This window comes from Asaia sp. HumB, assembly GCF_030263835.1.
Lineage (GTDB): Bacteria > Pseudomonadota > Alphaproteobacteria > Acetobacterales > Acetobacteraceae > Asaia > Asaia bogorensis.
Genome location: NZ_JARPML010000004.1, coordinates 1 through 17531, shown reverse-complemented (window position 1 = coordinate 17531; position 17531 = coordinate 1). Strand labels below are relative to the sequence as shown.

General features: G+C 55.4%; 13 protein-coding genes and 4 pseudogenes. 7 read left to right on the top strand and 10 right to left on the bottom strand.

Annotated features, from left to right (window positions below; genetic code table 11):
- Nucleotides 1–49: 49 nt before the first annotated feature.
- From P5689_RS15250 to P5689_RS15220, 8 genes and pseudogenes are all read right to left on the bottom strand, one after another.
- Nucleotides 50–1232: pseudogene (locus tag P5689_RS15250) on the bottom strand (IS3 family transposase).
- Nucleotides 1233–1446: 214 nt separating this feature from the next.
- Nucleotides 1447–1884, bottom strand: coding sequence for a type II CAAX prenyl endopeptidase Rce1 family protein (locus P5689_RS15245; protein WP_285533944.1), 438 nt, complete (start codon nt 1882–1884; stop codon nt 1447–1449).
- Nucleotides 1881–2051, bottom strand: a complete 171-nt coding sequence (locus tag P5689_RS15240; protein ID WP_162993563.1) for a hypothetical protein — start codon at nt 2049–2051, stop codon at nt 1881–1883. The genes P5689_RS15245 and P5689_RS15240 overlap by 4 nt, the downstream gene beginning before the upstream one ends.
- Nucleotides 2052–2071: 20 nt before the next feature.
- Nucleotides 2072–2251 (bottom strand): hypothetical protein, encoded by a 180-nt coding sequence (locus tag P5689_RS15235; protein WP_285533943.1) that lies wholly within the window; start codon nt 2249–2251, stop codon nt 2072–2074.
- A gap of 343 nt (nt 2252–2594) precedes the next feature.
- The gene (locus P5689_RS15230; protein ID WP_285533942.1) at nt 2595–5564 is read right to left on the bottom strand and encodes a TonB-dependent receptor domain-containing protein; all 2970 of its coding nucleotides are present in this window, start codon (nt 5562–5564) and stop codon (nt 2595–2597) included.
- A 364-nt stretch (nt 5565–5928) separates the two neighbouring features.
- Nucleotides 5929–6762: pseudogene (locus P5689_RS15225) on the bottom strand (IS5 family transposase).
- Nucleotides 6763–6894: 132 nt separating this feature from the next.
- Nucleotides 6895–7251, bottom strand: a complete 357-nt coding sequence (locus P5689_RS15585) for a winged helix-turn-helix domain-containing protein (RefSeq protein ID WP_352230634.1) — start codon at nt 7249–7251, stop codon at nt 6895–6897.
- A gap of 567 nt (nt 7252–7818) precedes the next feature.
- Nucleotides 7819–8136 (bottom strand): annotated as a pseudogene (locus tag P5689_RS15220) (transposase); the annotation flags it as partial.
- A gap of 274 nt (nt 8137–8410) precedes the next feature.
- Between P5689_RS15220 and P5689_RS15215 the strand changes: the two are divergent.
- The 5 genes and pseudogenes from P5689_RS15215 (at nt 8411) to P5689_RS15195 (ending at nt 11790) form a co-directional block, all read left to right on the top strand.
- Nucleotides 8411–8680, top strand: coding sequence for a hypothetical protein (locus P5689_RS15215; protein WP_285533941.1), 270 nt, complete (start codon nt 8411–8413; stop codon nt 8678–8680).
- A gap of 242 nt (nt 8681–8922) precedes the next feature.
- Nucleotides 8923–9925: pseudogene (locus P5689_RS15210) on the top strand (IS3 family transposase); the annotation flags it as partial.
- Nucleotides 9926–10404: 479 nt separating this feature from the next.
- A complete protein-coding gene (locus P5689_RS15205; protein ID WP_285533940.1) occupies nt 10405–10704 on the top strand; it encodes a WGR domain-containing protein in 300 nt (99 codons plus the stop codon).
- A gap of 92 nt (nt 10705–10796) precedes the next feature.
- Nucleotides 10797–11375, top strand: a complete 579-nt coding sequence (locus P5689_RS15200; RefSeq protein WP_285533939.1) for a site-specific integrase — start codon at nt 10797–10799, stop codon at nt 11373–11375.
- Nucleotides 11376–11493: 118 nt separating this feature from the next.
- Nucleotides 11494–11790, top strand: a complete 297-nt coding sequence (locus P5689_RS15195) for an AbrB/MazE/SpoVT family DNA-binding domain-containing protein (protein ID WP_285533937.1) — start codon at nt 11494–11496, stop codon at nt 11788–11790.
- Between the two features lie 40 nt (nt 11791–11830).
- Here the strand turns inward: P5689_RS15195 and P5689_RS15190 are convergent, their stop codons facing one another.
- Entirely contained in the window at nt 11831–13969 is a 2139-nt protein-coding gene (locus P5689_RS15190) for a hypothetical protein (protein WP_285533936.1), read from the bottom strand.
- A 478-nt stretch (nt 13970–14447) separates the two neighbouring features.
- Here P5689_RS15190 and P5689_RS15185 point away from each other — a divergent pair, with 478 nt between their 5' ends.
- Nucleotides 14448–15476, top strand: a complete 1029-nt coding sequence (locus P5689_RS15185; protein WP_285533935.1) for an AAA family ATPase — start codon at nt 14448–14450, stop codon at nt 15474–15476.
- Nucleotides 15476–16336: a ParB/RepB/Spo0J family partition protein gene (locus tag P5689_RS15180; protein ID WP_285533934.1), complete on the top strand. Its 861-nt coding sequence runs from the start codon at nt 15476–15478 to the stop codon at nt 16334–16336. The genes P5689_RS15185 and P5689_RS15180 overlap by 1 nt, the downstream gene beginning before the upstream one ends.
- Before the next feature lie 21 nt (nt 16337–16357).
- Here the strand turns inward: P5689_RS15180 and P5689_RS15175 are convergent.
- The coding region (locus tag P5689_RS15175) for a tyrosine-type recombinase/integrase (RefSeq protein ID WP_285533933.1) at nt 16358–17531 on the bottom strand (1174 nt) is incomplete at its 5' end.

The following is a 17531-nucleotide window of genomic DNA, read 5'->3' as shown; positions in this document are numbered from 1 at the left end:
CCTCCGTTCGGACAGTTCTTGGGGCCTGATAAGCTATAGCCGGTCGTTGTTATGCCGCCAGGTTGACGGCGTTGCTGTTGGCCCTTGGGTCCGGGGGTAACCCCGGACCCAAGGGCGTCGGCGCGTCATGATACGCCTCATCCGGCGTGCGTCCAGCCAAAGCCGAATGCGGCCGCTTTCCGTTGTAATGGTTGATCCATGCCGTAAGGCCGGTCCGCAGTTCCAATCCGGTCTCAAAAGCATGGAGGTAGACGCATTCGTATTTCAGGGATCGCCACAGGAGCTCGATGAAGACGTTGTCCAGCCAACGTCCGCGCCCGTCCATGCTGATGCGGATCTGTCGTTGCTCCAGCACTTCCGTGAACCGGGGCGTCGTGAATTGCGAGCCCTGATCCGTGTTGAAGATCTCCGGCACGCCATAGCGGATCAGGGCTTCCTGCAGCGCCTCAATGCAGAAATCGGCGTCGATCGTGTTCGACAGGCGCCACGACAGCACCTTGCGGGTTAACCAGTCCATGATGGCCACAAGATACAGAAAACCTTTGCGCATCGGGATGTAGGTAATGTCCGAGCACCACACCTGATTGGGGCGATCGATCACCAAATCCCGCAGCAGATACGGATATTTCCGATGCGCCGGATGCGGGACGGTCGTGCGTGGTTTCTGGTAGATCGCCCGCAAACCCATTGTCGCCATGAGCCGACGGACATGCTTGCGCCCGACATCATGACCAAGTCTCTTGAGATGCTAGGTCATCTGCCGCGCCCCGTAACAAGGCATCTCCAGAAACTGCTCGTCGATCAGCCGCATCAACGCTAGGTTGGTGTCACTTTCCGGCATGGGCCGGTAGTAGACGCCAGACCGGTTCAACTGCAGCAGCGCGCATTGCCGTGCCACCGACAGACGAGGCAGTTTCAGGTCGATTATTTGCCGCCTCTGAGCACGCCCAATCGCACGGAGGCGGCAAATGATCCCGTTCCACTATCAACTGGCCGATCTTGGAATGGAGTTTCTCGACGTCGGCCGGACTGGCCGCGGCCTCGGGCGCCTGCTTTCCGTAGAAGGTCGCCGCCATGCCTTCGATCGCCTGACGCTTCCAAATTGCTACCATCGTCTGATGTACACCGTGCTTCGACGCCAATTCGGCCAGCGTCTGCTCGCCCCGGATCGCCTCCAGCGCCACCCGCGACTTGAACTCGTCCGAATACCGTTTCCGCGTAACCTTGCCCATAAACCCGTCCTCTCTCAGGCCGGTCTATAGCTTATGCCCCTGTCCGAAAAACCGGGGCCACCTCTCTCCTCCAGCAGACGGAATCAGAGACCATCAACAATGTCACATCACGGACGAGTCATTGACCACGCTCTTTGATATTACAGCTCCCTATACGTCATTATATCGAACCGAAATACCAACCAGAAGCTCGCGCGAGACTTTTTCAACACAATCAACGCCAAAACAGACAGGCAGAAATTATTATGAGAGAATTACACAATAAATGTGACAGTGATGTTGTCATGAACGCATTTAATTTCATACGGTTTGCACGAAAATAGCATAGCGAAAAGTTTGCTCCACCTAATAATCCTGGCAAAAGAGCAATGAAAAATCCCCTTCCATCGATATGGATAGTATAAAACAGCAATATAGATGAAATAAAATAAACCGATGGTTTCTTGTAAAAAGCCTTGTATATTATATGTTGGAATACAAAAGTTTCAATAAAAGGAGCAATTAACAATCCAGATAAAAGGACAAAAATCATACCATGACTTATGTTACTGCTGCTATCGTCAGGTATATTCAAGGTTGTAGATATTAAATTTGTAATAACTGCTAGCGGAATACTATGCTCCGCTAGCAGTTTTGTTGCCGCATTTTTCAAAAAGAGTTGAATCCTTCGTAAACTCCACCAGCAAAATTATATGCAGCTTCGCCACCCTGCAAAACCATTTCCCCAATCTTCTTCCATGGGATAGCGCCAGATATGAAGTCCAAGTCTTCTATATCTAAGTCAATCAACGGCAGGTCGTTAGAAGATAAATCAAGCATAGCAACAATCCTAAAGTTATTTAGGAGATTCCACCATAAGAGGTTGCAACACCATATGCAAAGCCCTTCGCAGCGACGCCAATTGCATAACCAACGTCATGGAAGAACCCTTCACCCCATGCGCCTGTTATGGCGGAAATTTCATCGTGAGTAAGATCTTGCGGAATATCTAGCTCGGATACTCTATTTTCTTGATCCATTTTGATTCCTTCACAGCCTCTATCTGAATTTTTGCTTGTCTTTAAACAAGCTCGTTAAATAAACATAAAACTCGTTTCGGTTTCAATAGAAAATCTATGTCCGCGCTCTGCGTCGCAATAAGGCCCAGCCCGGCGACACCTGGCATCTGGACGAAGTAAAGATCATGATCCGCGCCCACACACACTCAGGATATGGCGTGCCGTCTATCCGGGTGGCTATGTCCTTTATAAATCCTGCCGGAAGGTCTGCTGTGATACACTATTAGTAATCATGTCTATCTTCTCCCCTCTATCCGCCACGAAAATATGTCTCGTTCCAGTTAGAGGGGGAGAACACGTATGATCAGAAGTTCAGACCAGCCTGCAGGAAGATGTAACGGCCCGGATAGAAGCCGCCATAGGTGCTATCGAGCGAGTTGGAGGCTGCGTTGAGGACGAAAGGCGGGTTCTTGCCAGCGATGTTCTGCACGCCGCCTTCGAAGTTCCAGCGCTTCCAGGTGTAGCCGATCGAGATGTCCTGCTGAACCATTGCAGGTGTCTTGATACGGGCGTTCGCTGCCGGATTTTCCTCGCTGAGGAAGGCACCACCGTCATTCCAGTTCGCACCACCGATATACTGGAACATGTAGGAAACACGGAGGGCGTCGTGCTGCCAGGTCAGGGTAGCGTAATCACGAACGCGCGGCTGGCTGGCACCGTTCTGGTAAAACAGGGCACCCGTCTGGTTCAGATATGCGCCGCCGGGCTGCTGCTGCTGCTTGTACTTGACCAGCTGCTGGAAGTTGTTGTCGACCATGAACGAGTCATGACGTGTGACACGGAGACGGTAATTCAGATCGAAATCGATACCGCTAGTCAGCAGATCGCCAAGGTTCTGGTCAAGCGCCGAAACCGTGTTGATCTGACCATTCGGCAGACGGTTGATATTGTTGCAATAGGACTGGACGCTCTCCTGATAGCACTGGTTCAGGATATACTGCGTGGGAAGCGAGCCAATCAGGCCGCCAATCGTGTAATGCCAGTATTCAACCGAGGCAGACAGACCCGGTACCCAGCGCGGCGTGATGATCGTGCCAAACGTGTAGGTACGACCGGTTTCCGGCTGCAGCGCCCTGTTGCCGCCCGATAGCGTGGGTACCTGGCCCGAGTTCGCCGAGTTGAAGCTCTGCGGGTTGGCAACGCCACCCTTGATGCAGTTCGCGATCAGAGTAGGGTTCGCTGCACCAGCGCAGGGATCGGATGCCGCGGGATAGCTGAGGCCCACGCCACCGTACAGCTCATAGACGTTCGGCTGGCGGAAAGATGTACCCAGCGTACCGCGGAAGCGGATGTCACGCGTCGGTGCCCAGTCGATACCGACCTTCCAGTTCTTGGCACCGCCGAAGGTGTTGTATGACGAGTAACGGCCCTGACCGTCGATCGACAGATCCTTGGCGAAGGCAACGTCCTTGAGGAGCTGCGCATGGCCCTGGATATAGCCTTCCGTCACGTTGAAGCCACCCGATGTCGCCTGCACGGTGTTCGTGAGCGAATAGCCGCTCTGCACCAGCGGATCAGGATTGTTCGAGAGTTGTTCGCCGCGGTGTTCCATGCCAAGCGCCACACCGAAATCGCCACCGCCCTTCCAGGGCATATGAACGATATGGTTGTTGTGGATGCGCAGGTTCAAGTCGCGCAGCTGGTACATGGTGTGCTGATAGGTGGTGTAATTGGCGTATTGCGCGGCACCTGGCGACAGACGCGTAAAGGCGTTGGACTGCACGCAGCCCGGTGAGCCTGCACAGCTGTTCGGGTTGTAGATCAGCGCGCCATAAGAGTCGTTCGGATCGACCGCGTTTTCAAGGCCCCATTCCTGCAGTAGCTTGGAATAGCTACCGACACCCTGAAGCTCATCCGTCACCTGGCTTGCGCCATAGGTGTAGGACAGGTCGTACTTCCAATCGCGCACGATGTCGCCACGCGCGCCGAACATGCCGGTGACCGTGTCGCTGACGTTGTTGTCGATACGCGGTCCAAACTCATTCAGACGGCGATAGAGCTGCAGATCCTCACCCGTCGGGTTGCCGGGATAATCGGCGCCGAGGATGATCGAGTTGGGCAGCGGCGAGGGTGGTACGCTGCCGATTGCAGGCTCAGGAGCAAGGCTCGTCTTGGATGAGCGATGGGCGTAGAGCACGTTCGAGTAGAGGTCGAAATGCTTGTTGATCTCGTAATGCAGATCGCCCGAAAGGGTCGAATCCTGCAAGGCGTTCATCAGTGACGTGTTCTGACCGTAGTTGTAACGCTTGCTCTTGTCGTAAGGGCTAAGCGAACCGGTATCAATGTTACCGACATAGGTGGCGCCGGTATCCTGACCGAAATAGGTGCCGCCCGGCGTGATGATTGAACCGACCTGTAGAGCTGGCTGGTTCGGGTAGGTACCAGGGGCGCCTAGAGATGTAGCGGACCATGAGCGGTTGCGCTGCTGGATACCGCCCTGCGTCATGTAGCTGCCACCAAGGGTGATGTTGCCCTTGTCGTGATCGAAATTCCAGCCCTTCATGGCCGAGATCATGCCGGTGCGGTTGTCGCCGTGACCGGTGATGCCGCCGCGGATCGTGACGTTGCCGGTATTCATGTCATGGCGCAGCTTGATGTTGAGCACGCCCGACACAGCGTCGGCACCGTAAAGTTCCGAACCACCATCCTTCAGGATTTCGACCGACTGGACCATCTGCACCGGGATCGTATTCAGATCGATACAGTTGTTGTTGCCGTTCGGTGTGGTGCGCTTGCCATCCACAAGCACCAGAACGCGATTCTGGCCTAGATTACGCAGATCGACGCAGGCCGCGCCGCCGTAACCATTGGTGTTGGTGTTGGTCGTGCCGCTCGAGCCAATCGAGGGCAGGCGCGACAGGAAGTCGTTGAGGTTCGTGGCACCCGTCTGCTGGATCTGCTTGGCTGTAACGATCTGTACCGGATTGGCACTCGTGTTATGGGCCGTGCTCAGGGCTGAACCGACGACGATGAGCTCTTCAGACTTGCCACCCTGTGAGAACGATACAGCGCTTGCCGGTGCAACATTGCGCAGCGCGTTCTGCGAGCGTGTGGGGACCATCGTGGCTGCGGGCGCTGTCTGAGCGCCGAGCTGCGGTCCGTTGACCGGACGAGTGGTGGTCTTGCGAGCCGTGCTGTGCCTGGCCGCCTTGCGATGATGCGTGGTCGCTGCAGCCGTCTGCGCATGGGCTGCGACATTCGTTACGACAGGGGAAAGGATGATGGCCGCGCCCAGCAGCAATCGCCCTCGTCTCCGCAAATTAACGATTTTCATGAAAGTTTGCCCTCGGAATCACTTGGTTTCACGAGGCTGCGTTTTCTGTCTTTTTATTGCAATAGCGTTACTTTGGTTTTCGCGCCCGTTGCGGCAAGAGCGGCGCGCATGTTGCATAATAGCAACATTTTGGTGGATGAATTAATTGTCAACCACACTTGTCTCTACACATATGAGAAAACGGTAAGCGCATTAGTATATTGTCGGAGTTTCACGTTGGAAGCTTTCCAGCTATAAAATGGTATCAACCATCTTAGCCTGCATGAAGATGTATCGCAGTTTCTCCGAAACTTATAATATTATGTGATATATTTGGATAATAACGATATAATATATTAAATCTTCATGTATCCTCGCAAGGCGATCATGCCGGATATATTTTAGAGCCTGTTTGGAAAGGCAGGGGGTGAGCGTTGCAATGGGGGAGATTGGCACTCATGGCGACGAGAATCATGGCTTGTGAGACGTCGGCACGAGGCTCATAGTCACGCATGAGCTGTCGCCAGCGAGTCATCCAGCCAAAGATCCGCTCCACGACTCATTGACGAGGCAGAATCTCGAAGGCCTTCGCTCCGTCCCGGCGTCGGATGACTTCAACGACGAAGTCCAGATAAGCCTCCTTGTCCATCAACTGGAGCCGGTCGTAAGCCCTGTCGGCGAACAGGTGCTTCACCCAGGGCCAGCGCTTGCGGATCGCATCCAGGGTCATCTGCGCGCCCACGCTGTCTGAGATGTCGGCCGGGGTCAGATTGACCATCAGCAGACGTCCGTCTGCATCCACGGCGATATGGTGTTGGCGGCCGACGATCTTCTTGCCGGCGTCATAGCCTCGTGTTTTCCCATGTGGCGCCTTGATGTTTTGGCTGTTAATTACCCCGACCGAAGGACTTGTCTCACGCCCTGATCGCTCTCGATTGAGTATCAGTTCCACGTCGCGGATAGTCTGAAACAGAAACCGCCGTGCCAGTTCCCAGAACCAGCCGCAGACCGTACGCCAGTGCCCAAAATAGATCGGCAGCATCCGCCAACCGAAGCCCGAGCGGACCAGATAGCGCACTGCGTTGATTACCTCGCGGAACTCAACCTACCGCAGATGGCCCACGCCCCCCGGTTCGGGCATCAGCGGCGCGATCCGCTCCCATTCCTTGTCCGACATGTTGGACGGACACCGTTTCGTCTTTTGGGTAATCCCGGCCATTTGGGCCTTCTGCTTTGGCGCCTATACCCAGATCTTGTATCATACTTCAACAATTTTCCGAAAAGGCTCTCAGATATTTGGTATTTATTGAAGAGAATAATATCATCAGGATGATAATCTAATGCTTGTCATCTATTCCGACGCCTGTGCATTCAATAACTCTACGTCCTCTCCAAGGGAATATCCATAGCCACGCACCGAATCAATGACTTTGTTGTTTGTTATGGTTTCTAGTTTTGTGCGCAGTCTGCTTATTAGAACGTTCAAGGATCGATAATTTGTATCATTTCCCGTGATATTCCGGGACAACAACTCGTCGCGACTTAGGCATTCGCTACGGCGTTCGGCTAGTAGACCTAGGAAAGTGGTTTCAGAAGCTGTTAGTTTAATATGAGTTCCATCATCCGCACGGATGATTCTTTTTTTGTAATCAATAGACAAAACCGCTCTAGTATCCCCGGCAAAATCGTTGAAGGTCGGCTTATCCATGAGGCGAAAAATATTTATACATTTTGCGAGTAAGAGGTCAGAACAAATACTACTGCTCACGCAATCGAGCGCTCCTGCCCGAGTATATTTTAAAGATATTCGCATTGATACGTGTCGAGATATTATTATTGCTGGCCACTTGGTTCTATTGAGAAAATTCAATATTTCAAAAGAGTCTTCATTAAAATCCCCACTTATTATCGATATTAATTTTAGTTTATTATAAGCGTAACATTCGGGGGGCGGCAGAAAATCGTTCTGCACTATGGATAATCGCGTTATATTTGAGCTGATACGTAATGAATTGACAAGACGGCCGCCTAACTTATACGTATTTATAACTCTTGTCATCGTTGCTCCCACTGGAATGGACAAAATCTTTCGATTCCAAAGATCGTATCTATGACTGTTAGAATATTCACTTTACATCGATGCTTATCATGCAAATAAGTGCTCCATGTCAAAAAGCGCCTTCCGCGGCTTTCCGTCTGAGGGATGGAAATTACTTGATTGTATAAAAATACCGGGAAATTTTGTGCCTAGGTTCAGGAAGTATATTCACACTCAGATTGTTTTGGCATCGGGTACCCGATCCGATAACGCCAGGCTAAGGAAACGCATGAAGGACAGACGGTCGTTGATCAGATACTCCGTCCGTTCATCGGAGAGATTACGCAGCGTCTGGATCACCAGGATCCTGAACATCAGCACAGGATCGAATGGCGGACGGCCGCCTTTGCTCCCATCTGAGTAAGCCGGAGCCTTCTCCTGATCGAGGCGGAACGCCTCGAAATCCACCGCTCGGAAAAACGCTTCGAGCTGGTCACCAAACCCGCTTAACCGGGCAAGCCGCTCGGCAACATCAAAGAACCCCAGCGGCTTCATAAGCTATCCACCGAACATCATAGAAGGAATAAAATCACACCAGCAGCCCCAGACCAAAGGGGTTTTTCGAACCCTCTAGGTCGTTCATCATACGGACATAACTCCCAGGAGCGTACCAATGCTTATGGCGATCTATAGAGGACCTTGAGTCTAGATACGTTAACTATTTTTTTCTTTCTAAACTCATATTGCCTGCTAGCGTATTTTTGCGCTCCTAACTGCGCGCTCAGACAAAAATGAATGGAAAAGACTAATACCAGAGGAAATGGTACTGATGAGACCACTGACAACACTCGAGATATCCGAAGTATGCGGCGGCGGCACTCCAGAGATGGACCAGTTCTGGAACGAAATGAACGTTGGATCAAGCGTAGCAACCATGGTAGTTATGGGATCTCCAGGCGCTGGGCTACAAGTAAATGGTGCTTTTAATGAAGTAAAATACCTCAGGTCTCAAGGTTATGCGGTCGGCATGATTGATGTACTTGATGGCGATGTCGAGATACCTACTTTTCTCGAGGGACGGCACTATCTAAAAACATAGAAAACATAAGATTATATATGACGTTTTAACCAAGGGTAATGTTTGGATTATTACTCTTGGTTCGAACTATGCGTCGTTATAATCGCAGAGTCTGTTTGGATAGTGCCGAAAATGTGACGCGAGCGTCGGACCTGGATGTCGGAGCAGAGGGCCTAAATCGAGGGATCGAGGAACTATAGAGATGGCCCCGGTTTTTCGGACAGGGGCATAAGCTATAGACCGGCCTGAGAGAGGACGGGTTTATGGGCAAGGTTACGCGGAAACGGTATTCGGGCGAGTTCAAGTCGCGGGTGGCGCTGGAGGCGATCCGGGGCGAGCAGACGCTGGCCGAATTGGCGTCGAAGCACGGTGTACATCAGACGATGGTAGCAATTTGGAAGCGTCAGGCGATCGAAGGCATGGCGGCGACCTTCTACGGAAAGCAGGCGCCCGAGGCCGCGGCCAGTCCGGCCGACGTCGAGAAACTCCATTCCAAGATCGGCCAGTTGATAGTGGAACGGGATCATTTGCCGCCTCCGTGCGATTGGGCGTGCTCAGAGGCGGCAAATAATCGACCTGAAACTGCCTCGTCTGTCGGTGGCACGGCAATGCGCGCTGCTGCAGTTGAACCGGTCTGGCGTCTACTACCGGCCCATGCCGGAAAGTGACACCAACCTAGCGTTGATGCGGCTGATCGACGAGCAGTTTCTGGAGATGCCTTGTTACGGGGCGCGGCAGATGACCTAGCATCTCAAGAGACTTGGTCATGATGTCGGGCGCAAGCATGTCCGTCGGCTCATGGCGACAATGGGTTTGCGGGCGATCTACCAGAAACCACGCACGACCGTCCCGCATCCGGCGCATCGGAAATATCCGTATCTGCTGCGGGATTTGGTGATCGATCGCCCCAATCAGGTGTGGTGCTCGGACATTACCTACATCCCGATGCGCAAAGGTTTTCTGTATCTTGTGGCCATCATGGACTGGTTAACCCGCAAGGTGCTGTCGTGGCGCCTGTCGAACACGATCGACGCCGATTTCTGCATTGAGGCGCTGCAGGAAGCCCTGATCCGCTATGGCGTGCCGGAGATCTTCAACACGGATCAGGGCTCGCAATTCACGACGCCCCGGTTCACGGAAGTGCTGGAGCAACGACAGATCCGCATCAGCATGGACGGGCGCGGACGTTGGCTGGACAACGTCTTCATCGAGCTCCTGTGGCGATCCCTGAAATACGAATGCGTCTACCTCCATGCGTTTCAAAGCATCCAGCTTATCTTTATTCTCGAGATATTAGTTGAAATAGTAATTATAAACATATAAATCCGCACAAAACAACCTACATTTAATGCCGGTTTGACGAAGTTTCTTAGAGCCTGTTTGGAAAGTCCATGACGAGCGTTTTTCGGCGTCTTCATCATACAGTAGACCTTCATGAAATATCGGAAACCCGCGCTTTCGCGTGGAGGCCAGATGAGGCGCCTGGCCCTCTGTCGGGGCTGAGACGCACTTTCCAAACAGGCTCTTAGGCTTCCACAAACTTGGTGCCTACCTAACGGCTAAGTTGTGTTGACAATCGAAACCTCCCGCAGAGAAGGTTGGATAGGTTACATTATGGTTAATAGTGTATCACTTGCGCCCCTCCCCGTCCGGCGGCCCGGTCTGTCCCGTTCCTGAAAACGCTGATCTTCCGGTTGATCCCGCTGTCTTCCGCTATGCGCTCGTGATACAGTTCTCATGGATAAATGCCCAAAGCGCCCAGAAAGGCCCCGCCCCGCCCCCTCACCCAGCTTAGCCTCTTTCCCGAAGAGGCCGATCTCACGCGCATCGACGCCGCTGCCAATTGCTGGCGCTTTTACCGCCTCTCCTTGCAGGAAGATCTCTTCGGCGGCACCGCCCTCATCCGTCACTGGGGACGGATCGGCACAGGCGGTCAATTGCGTGTGGCGCTCTATCGCGATCGGGGAGCGGCCCAGGGCGCGCTTGAGGCTCTGCTCGGGCAAAAGGTGAAGCGGGGGTATCGGTCCCGGAAGGAGAGGGTGTGAAGCAGAAAGATACGAGGGCTCTGCCCTCGCGCTCCCGGCAGGAGGCTCGGCCTCCTGCACCTCGGCTTGTTAAGGCAGCATCCGCTGGGGGAATGCAGCTCTTTGATCCGAAGGGCGCGCGAAAATATCTGACCATTGCCGAGCGCGACCGTTTCCTCAAAGCCGCCGAGCTGGCACCGCGTGAGGCGCGGACCCTGTGCATGACCCTCGCCTGGTCGGGATGTCGATTGTCCGAGGCTTTGGCCCTGACGGCCGATCGCGTCGATCTCGCGGCCGGCGTGCTGGTGTTTGAGACCCTCAAGAAACGTCAGGCGGGGATCTATCGCGCCGTGCCTGTTCCTCCTGCCCTGCTCGATGCCCTCGATCTTGTTCATGGGTTGCGCGCGCTTCAGCGCAAGGGTGCGCGTCATCAGGAGGCCCGTCTCTGGCCGTGGTCGCGCATGACCGGCTGGCGGGCTGTGCATGCGGTCATGGAGGAGGCCGGGCTGTCCGGCGTGGCTGCGTCGCCCAGGGGGCTGCGGCATGCTTTTGGGGTGGCGGCCGTGTCCAATGCCATTCCGCTTAATCTCGTTCAGAAATGGCTCGGTCACGCCCAGCTCTCCACCACCGCTATCTACGCCAATGCTTCAGGCGTCGAGGAGCAGGATATCGCTTGTAGAATGTGGGGGTAGACGGCTTAGTGCTGATATGTTGAGCGACCTTGACCACTTTCATCGCTTGGATGATGCGCTTCAGAGCGCATGCGTCCCTTGATGTCTATCTCGGTATTGATCAGCTTGGGGATATATCATGATGGATGTCGAGGGTATCATGACGCAGACTGCTAGAATCTTTACGAATGGGCGCAGTCAAGTCGTGCGTCTCCCGGCATCTTTCCAATTTGAGGGTACCGAGGTCTATATTTACAAGGACGAAGTAACCGGTGATGTGAGCCTCTCCAGACGACCGGAGAGTTGGGTCGGCTTGTTCGCGGCCATCAAGGATGGTGGCGTGCCCAACGATTTCCTAAGCACTGAGGACAGATCTCAGCACGAGAAAGCCCGTGATCCGTTTACAGGGATCACGCCATGTGCGCAGAATGTTTGAAGCCAACGCGGTCTGTTGGTGATGTCATGTCAACTACGACCTAGTAGATGCGTGCGATGAAGCTCTGGCGCTTGGCCTGCATAAGATTCGTCTCGTCAGCGACCATGATATTTGCCGTCGGGTAGAGGATCAGGCTGGACAGCTTCAAGGGCTGTGACGTTGCGCGCGCAGCGGCTTCGCGCGCCTCGGCGAGCTTGGTGCGCACGGCACCGGAAAGATACTCGTCAGACGTCACCCATACCGGGCGGTCATTGCTCGAGCGGCTCGGCTCGAGGAAGATGCTGCTGCCCAGCTCGGCCGTCACGGCTTCTTCGCTCTGCCCCATCAATTCGGCCACGATCGGCAGCTCGACGCGTCCGGCTTCATGCAGGCACACGGCCAGGGCGTCATGGACAGAGTGGATCTCGGGTTCGGACGGCGCCTGAATGACGCGATCGGCAAAGAGTGGCCCCGGCTCAGCCGTGTCGGTCTCCTCGTCATAACGCTCGATCGAGGACACGGGCCAGACATCGGGATCGTCGAGGAAGGTCTGCAGGTTCGGGCGACGCTGGGTCTCGCTCTCGGCGCCGGTCACGGCGTCGACGCGGGTTGTCGTCTTGGTGTGGTTGATAGGGCCGAACTGGCGCGTGAAGTTCAGCCAGGCACGCTTGAGGCTCGCCTGCAGACCGGCAAACGGCTTGTTCTCGAACTGTGCCCGTAGCACGGCGCGGGTCGCATCGCGCACAGGGATCATCGCCTCGATAATACGCGCGTGCTTCTGGAAGATGCCCTCCTTCTGCTCGCCCTTGCGAATGGCGACCACCCTCCCCTGCCCGCCGACGATCTGATGCAGGATGCCGCCTTCCATGAAGTAGCTGCCTTCACGCAGGTCGCCGCCCTCTTCGCGCGTCTCCTTTGCAGGGCGGACGATGCGGCTATCGGCCACGGGCGGGAAACGCAGTGCAGGTGCAATGCGGCCGAGGGCTTCGGGGAGTGCGTCTGCCAGATCCTGCCCGTCGCGGGCAACACAGGTGTAGTCCATGCCAAAGGCCGTGCTGGCCCAGCCATGAAAGCCCAGGACCTGCTCAGGGTGCGCTTCCATCCACGCATTGATGCGCAGGGCCCCATCTCCCATGTTCGTGCCCTCGATATCGACGCAGGACAGCCAGGTCTCATCACCCGGCATCTCGCCGATCTCGCGCTTGCGGAAGAACACGATATCCACGACCACATCCGTGCCGGCATCGGCGCGCATGGTGCTGGCCGGCAGGCGTACGGCGCCCAGGAATTCGGCTTCCTCATGAATGAGCGTGCGCGCACGGGCATCGGTCTTGTCGAGGGTGTGGCGCGAGATCACAAAGGCCGCGATCCCATTGGGGCGCAGGGCATTGATCGAGCGGGCCAGGAACCAGTCATGGAGCGACAGCCCCTTGAGGTCACGCGGCTCGGCCTGGCTCACGGTGCGGTTAGAGAATGGCGGGTTGCCGATCGCCAGATCGTAGCCCGTGCTCAGCTTCGCACGGATGAAGTCCTCTGCGCGGATCCATTGCTTCGGATAGAGCTTCGCGGCGATGCGCGCCGTGAGCGGGTCCATCTCGATGCCAGTGAAGGCGATCTTGCCCTCGAGCTTCTCCGGGCGCGATGCGACGAACAGGCCTGTCCCGCACCCCGGCTCCAGCACGGACCCGCCGGCAAAGCCGCGCGCCATCATGAAGTCCCACATGGCATGAACGACCGTTTCAGGGGTGTAGTGGGCATACTGGGTCGAGCGTGCGAGGGCACTGCGCTCTGCCTCGGTGGTGCAGGATTCGAGATCGGCACCCAGCTTTTCCCACCCTGCGCGATAGGCTTCATTGGCGCGGGGGAAAAGCGCGTTTGCCAGCTCCCCTGCCCCGAAGCCTGTGAAGCGGCTCAGCTGCACCTGCTCTTCGCTCGTCGCGTTACGGGCCTCACGCTCGAGGGTCGCGACCAGCTTGATCGCCTCGATATTGTCACGCGCACGCGCCTTCCAGCCCTGGGCCAGACCACGCAGACCGGCGAGACGGAAATCAGTCTGAGGAATGACGAGGGGTTCGACCGCAGGCAGCAGCGCGCCCGGTGCATCGCACTCTTCGCCTTCCAGTTCGCCCCAGAACAGGTTCGCATTGCCATCAAGGGCGGTATCGCCAAACAGGCTGAGTTGGAAATCGGCGTTCGACATCTTCTGGCATCCGTGCAGGACCGGACCTCACCTGCGCTCTGTGACGCGGGAGGATGCGGTGATTGGAGAAGGTCCGGGATCGAGATTTTCTTTTCTCTCTCCCTTCTCCATTTCCGGCACCGGGACCCGTCGGCAGGGCTAGGCCCGGTGCGCTCGCGCGCCGGCACCGCAGCCACGCGGAGCGACCGCAGGTCGGGAGCATGGCGAGGAGCCACGGCTTAGCCATGACGGCGGGTTCTGGTCCGCCTCTCTCCTCTCGTCTCCTATTTGTCAACTGCGTTCCGCTTCACCGCCGATGTAAGCAGTCCAATAAACAAGTCCGCACATACACCATGACGCCGTGATGCAACGTTGCATCACGCAGTTCTTCTGCAGCCATCTGTTCTGAAAATGTTTGACGCTACTACTCCTATATGCTCTGTTGATGTTGGTTGTTGGTTGTTGACCGTCAACAGTCACCAAGCGGAGGACGTTGCCGATGTCGTTTAAAGATATGAGAGAAAAGCTTGGCTTCTCGCAGAGCCAACTCAAAGAGACGTTAAACCTTCGTCTAGGACGAAGCTACGATCGACATACCATCTCACGCTGGGAGAATGGCAAGCAGCCTATTCCACCCGAAATCATGGATGAAATGCGCCAGCTTGCTAATAACGAGAAGCGACAGACCACAGTTATTACTTTCGCCAATCAAAAAGGTGGGGTTGGTAAAACCACCAGCGCACTGAATATTGCTGTGGCTTTGGGCAAAATGGGTTATCGCGTTCTGCTCGTCGATGTTGATCCACAGGCAAGTGCAACCTCCGCTCTGCTAGGCATGCATATTGTCGACCTCTACCGCCGAGGGGCGACTCTGGCGCACGCCTTGCTCAAGGATGCTTCTCTCATCGACTGCATCGTAAAAAAAGGATCGATTGAAGGAACAGATATTACCCTCCCTATCGACTTCTGCCCGAGCCATATCGATCTAGCCGAAGTGGATATCCGCCGCGAACCTGGAACCGAAGGACTGTTGAAAGACGCCCTCGCGACAGTCGCCGACTCTTATGAGTTTATCATTGTCGACTCACCACCGCATCTCGGCTTCCTCACGTGGATGGCCCTTGCAGCATCTCATACGGTGTACGTTCCCGTCCGCACGGAGCCCTACGACGTGATGGGCGTGAACCTTATTCTCGATACGATCGCGAAAGTTCATCGCAGGAGCAACCCTCGCCTAAAGTTGGGCGGCATCATTCCGACGCAGTATTCGCAAAGCCAGTACGTCGATGTCGGTATCGTAGAGCACTTGATCAACGTCATGGGAGCGAGGGCTCCGGTATTAGAGCCCGTACCAGCTAGCACGTCATTTAGTAATGCAGCATGGGCATCTAGGATACCGGTAGAGGTTAGTCCTCGCTCAAATGCAGTTCGCGTCTATGTTCGACTTGCCGAAGCGATAGCAGGACGTCGCAACTTCGTTACCGCAACCGACGCCTCAGTGACTGCTAGCAGCGAGGAGGAAATCTAATGAAGCGTCCATTCAAGGAACGCCCGCAATCGACCTTCTCCCGGAATCATGCAGAGACTATGGCGAAAATAGACGCACCATTCCTTGGCGAAGGAAAATTCAAACACAGCTTTGAGGTACGAATAGGCGAGGTGGCGCCTGACCCCGATCAACCAAGACGTCACATCGACCCGAGTCAAATATCTGAACTTGCTTCCTCCTTAAAGGCATACGGGCAATTACAACCAATACTCGTACGCGAGGATCCCAGCGATCGAACGCACTGGATCATCGTCGCAGGGGAAAGACGTTGGCGCGCAGCTCAAGAAGCCGGCTGGACCAGCATACTTGCTATCCCACACACGGGCGATGCGCGCTCCGCCGCGCTGGTGGAAAACCTCTTGCGTGTCGACCTTCAACCGGCGGAGGAAGCACAAGCGCTCGCCAACCTCATTGAACACAATGGGTGGACCCAGCGACAAGCAGCAACAGAGATGGGGATGGATCAGGCCCGCATCAGTCGTTGTCTGCAGATACTATCACTCCCTGCCGACTTCCTCGACGAAGCAGGTCGAGCCGGAGTTCCGATGAACGTTCTAGTCGGGATCGCTCGTGAAAAGGCCCCCGATCGTCGAAAAAATTTGATGGAACGGGCATTGAGCGGAGAGTTAACTGTAGCCGCGCTCAATAAAACAGATTCGTCGCATAAACATGACCAGAAGGCTAAAAGGCCTGTCAGCTCAAAGGGCAGCCCGGTTAAGAGATTCTCAAAGCTGGTAGACCAGATCCGCAAAGAGACTGCCAATCTCAGTGAAGCTGATTGCGGAACGTTACAGCAGGTAATTTCTGATCTGCAGGCCATTCTAAGATCCCGAGGATGATGCAACGTTGCATCAGGCCGCTCAGAACCTGCTACGGCCCGGATTACGAGCCTTCACACTGGCTTCGTCGATATAGGTCTCGACAACCTGGAGGCTCTTGTGTCGCGAGAAACGCTTGAGCTCGAGCAGGTCGTATCCATCCTGGGCGCCGGTGTTAATCGCACCGCGCCGCAGGCTGTGACCTGAGAAATCACCTTCCAACCCGGCTGCGGAGCATCGCTTGCGAATAATGTCTGCGATCGCACGGTCGGAAAGCGCATCCACGCCGATCTTCGGCAGGGCAGAGGAGGGCATGCCGGCTCTGACCTGGGCAGGTAGCCAGACCCTGCGAAATACTGGCCCCTCTTTAATACCCGCAACACGGAACCAGGCGTTAAGCGCGAGGAGAGGGCAGTGACGGGTTATTCCAGAGGGGATGCCGATCAGTTCGCCTTTCCGCGCCTTGTCACCTTTCGAATGTCGCAGACGAACGATCAACCCATCCTCAGAAAATGTCAGATCGGACATGAGCAGCCCTGATAGCTCAGAACGACGAAACGCCCCGGCAAAGCCCAAAAGCAGGATGGCCCGGTCTCTGCGCGACGTCGGATCCAGACCGGGTATCGCATCAACTGCCTCCGTCAATGACTCCCAGGTGAGAGCGGTCTTCTGCTCCGGCTGTGGGTTGATTGCATTGCGGCGAATACCTGCCAGAGCCCCTGAGACCAGAGGATGGCTTGTAGGAATGGCGATCTGCGCCAAGTGATGCAGATAGCGCAGCGCGGCGCGATGGATATCGATCGTAGATACCTTTCGTGCACGCAGTGCCATATCAGAGAGATAAGCAGCGACATCATCACTGCATGCGGGAAGGGCAGGGAGGTTGTGGTCGCTCGCCCAACGACACCAGCCACGCACTGCCGAACGGTAAGTCCGCAGCGTGTTACCTGACTTGGCTAACTGGTTGAACACCTCGGCCGCATCCCGGGCCGTCTGCAGGGTACCATCATGCTCAGGCAAGACGATGGAAGAGACGTGCGAGAACCACGCCGACACAGCGGCGGGCGGTTGGCCGATAGGGCAGGGGGGTAACTCGGCTAGCACCTTAGCTGGCCTAGCGCCGCCCGCGTCCTCGAGCGCCCCAACGAAGCGAGGCACGCCGCTTTCTACCTCAAGACACAAGGTTAGCTTTTGTTGTTTGGGGAGAACGCCGACC

Coding starts and splice junctions, on each gene's coding strand:
- P5689_RS15240 (WP_162993563.1), bottom strand. CDS start 2,051: ATGCTTGATTTATCTTCTAACGACCTGCCGTTGATTGACTTAGATATA.
- P5689_RS15235 (WP_285533943.1), bottom strand. CDS start 2,251: ATGGATCAAGAAAATAGAGTATCCGAGCTAGATATTCCGCAAGATCTT.
- P5689_RS15230 (WP_285533942.1), bottom strand. CDS start 5,564: ATGAAAATCGTTAATTTGCGGAGACGAGGGCGATTGCTGCTGGGCGCG.
- P5689_RS15585 (WP_352230634.1), bottom strand. CDS start 7,251: ATGGATAAGCCGACCTTCAACGATTTTGCCGGGGATACTAGAGCGGTT.
- P5689_RS15215 (WP_285533941.1), top strand. CDS start 8,411: ATGAGACCACTGACAACACTCGAGATATCCGAAGTATGCGGCGGCGGC.
- P5689_RS15205 (WP_285533940.1), top strand. CDS start 10,405: ATGCCCAAAGCGCCCAGAAAGGCCCCGCCCCGCCCCCTCACCCAGCTT.
- P5689_RS15200 (WP_285533939.1), top strand. CDS start 10,797: ATGCAGCTCTTTGATCCGAAGGGCGCGCGAAAATATCTGACCATTGCC.
- P5689_RS15195 (WP_285533937.1), top strand. CDS start 11,494: ATGATGGATGTCGAGGGTATCATGACGCAGACTGCTAGAATCTTTACG.
- P5689_RS15190 (WP_285533936.1), bottom strand. CDS start 13,969: ATGTCGAACGCCGATTTCCAACTCAGCCTGTTTGGCGATACCGCCCTT.
- P5689_RS15185 (WP_285533935.1), top strand. CDS start 14,448: ATGTCGTTTAAAGATATGAGAGAAAAGCTTGGCTTCTCGCAGAGCCAA.
- P5689_RS15180 (WP_285533934.1), top strand. CDS start 15,476: ATGAAGCGTCCATTCAAGGAACGCCCGCAATCGACCTTCTCCCGGAAT.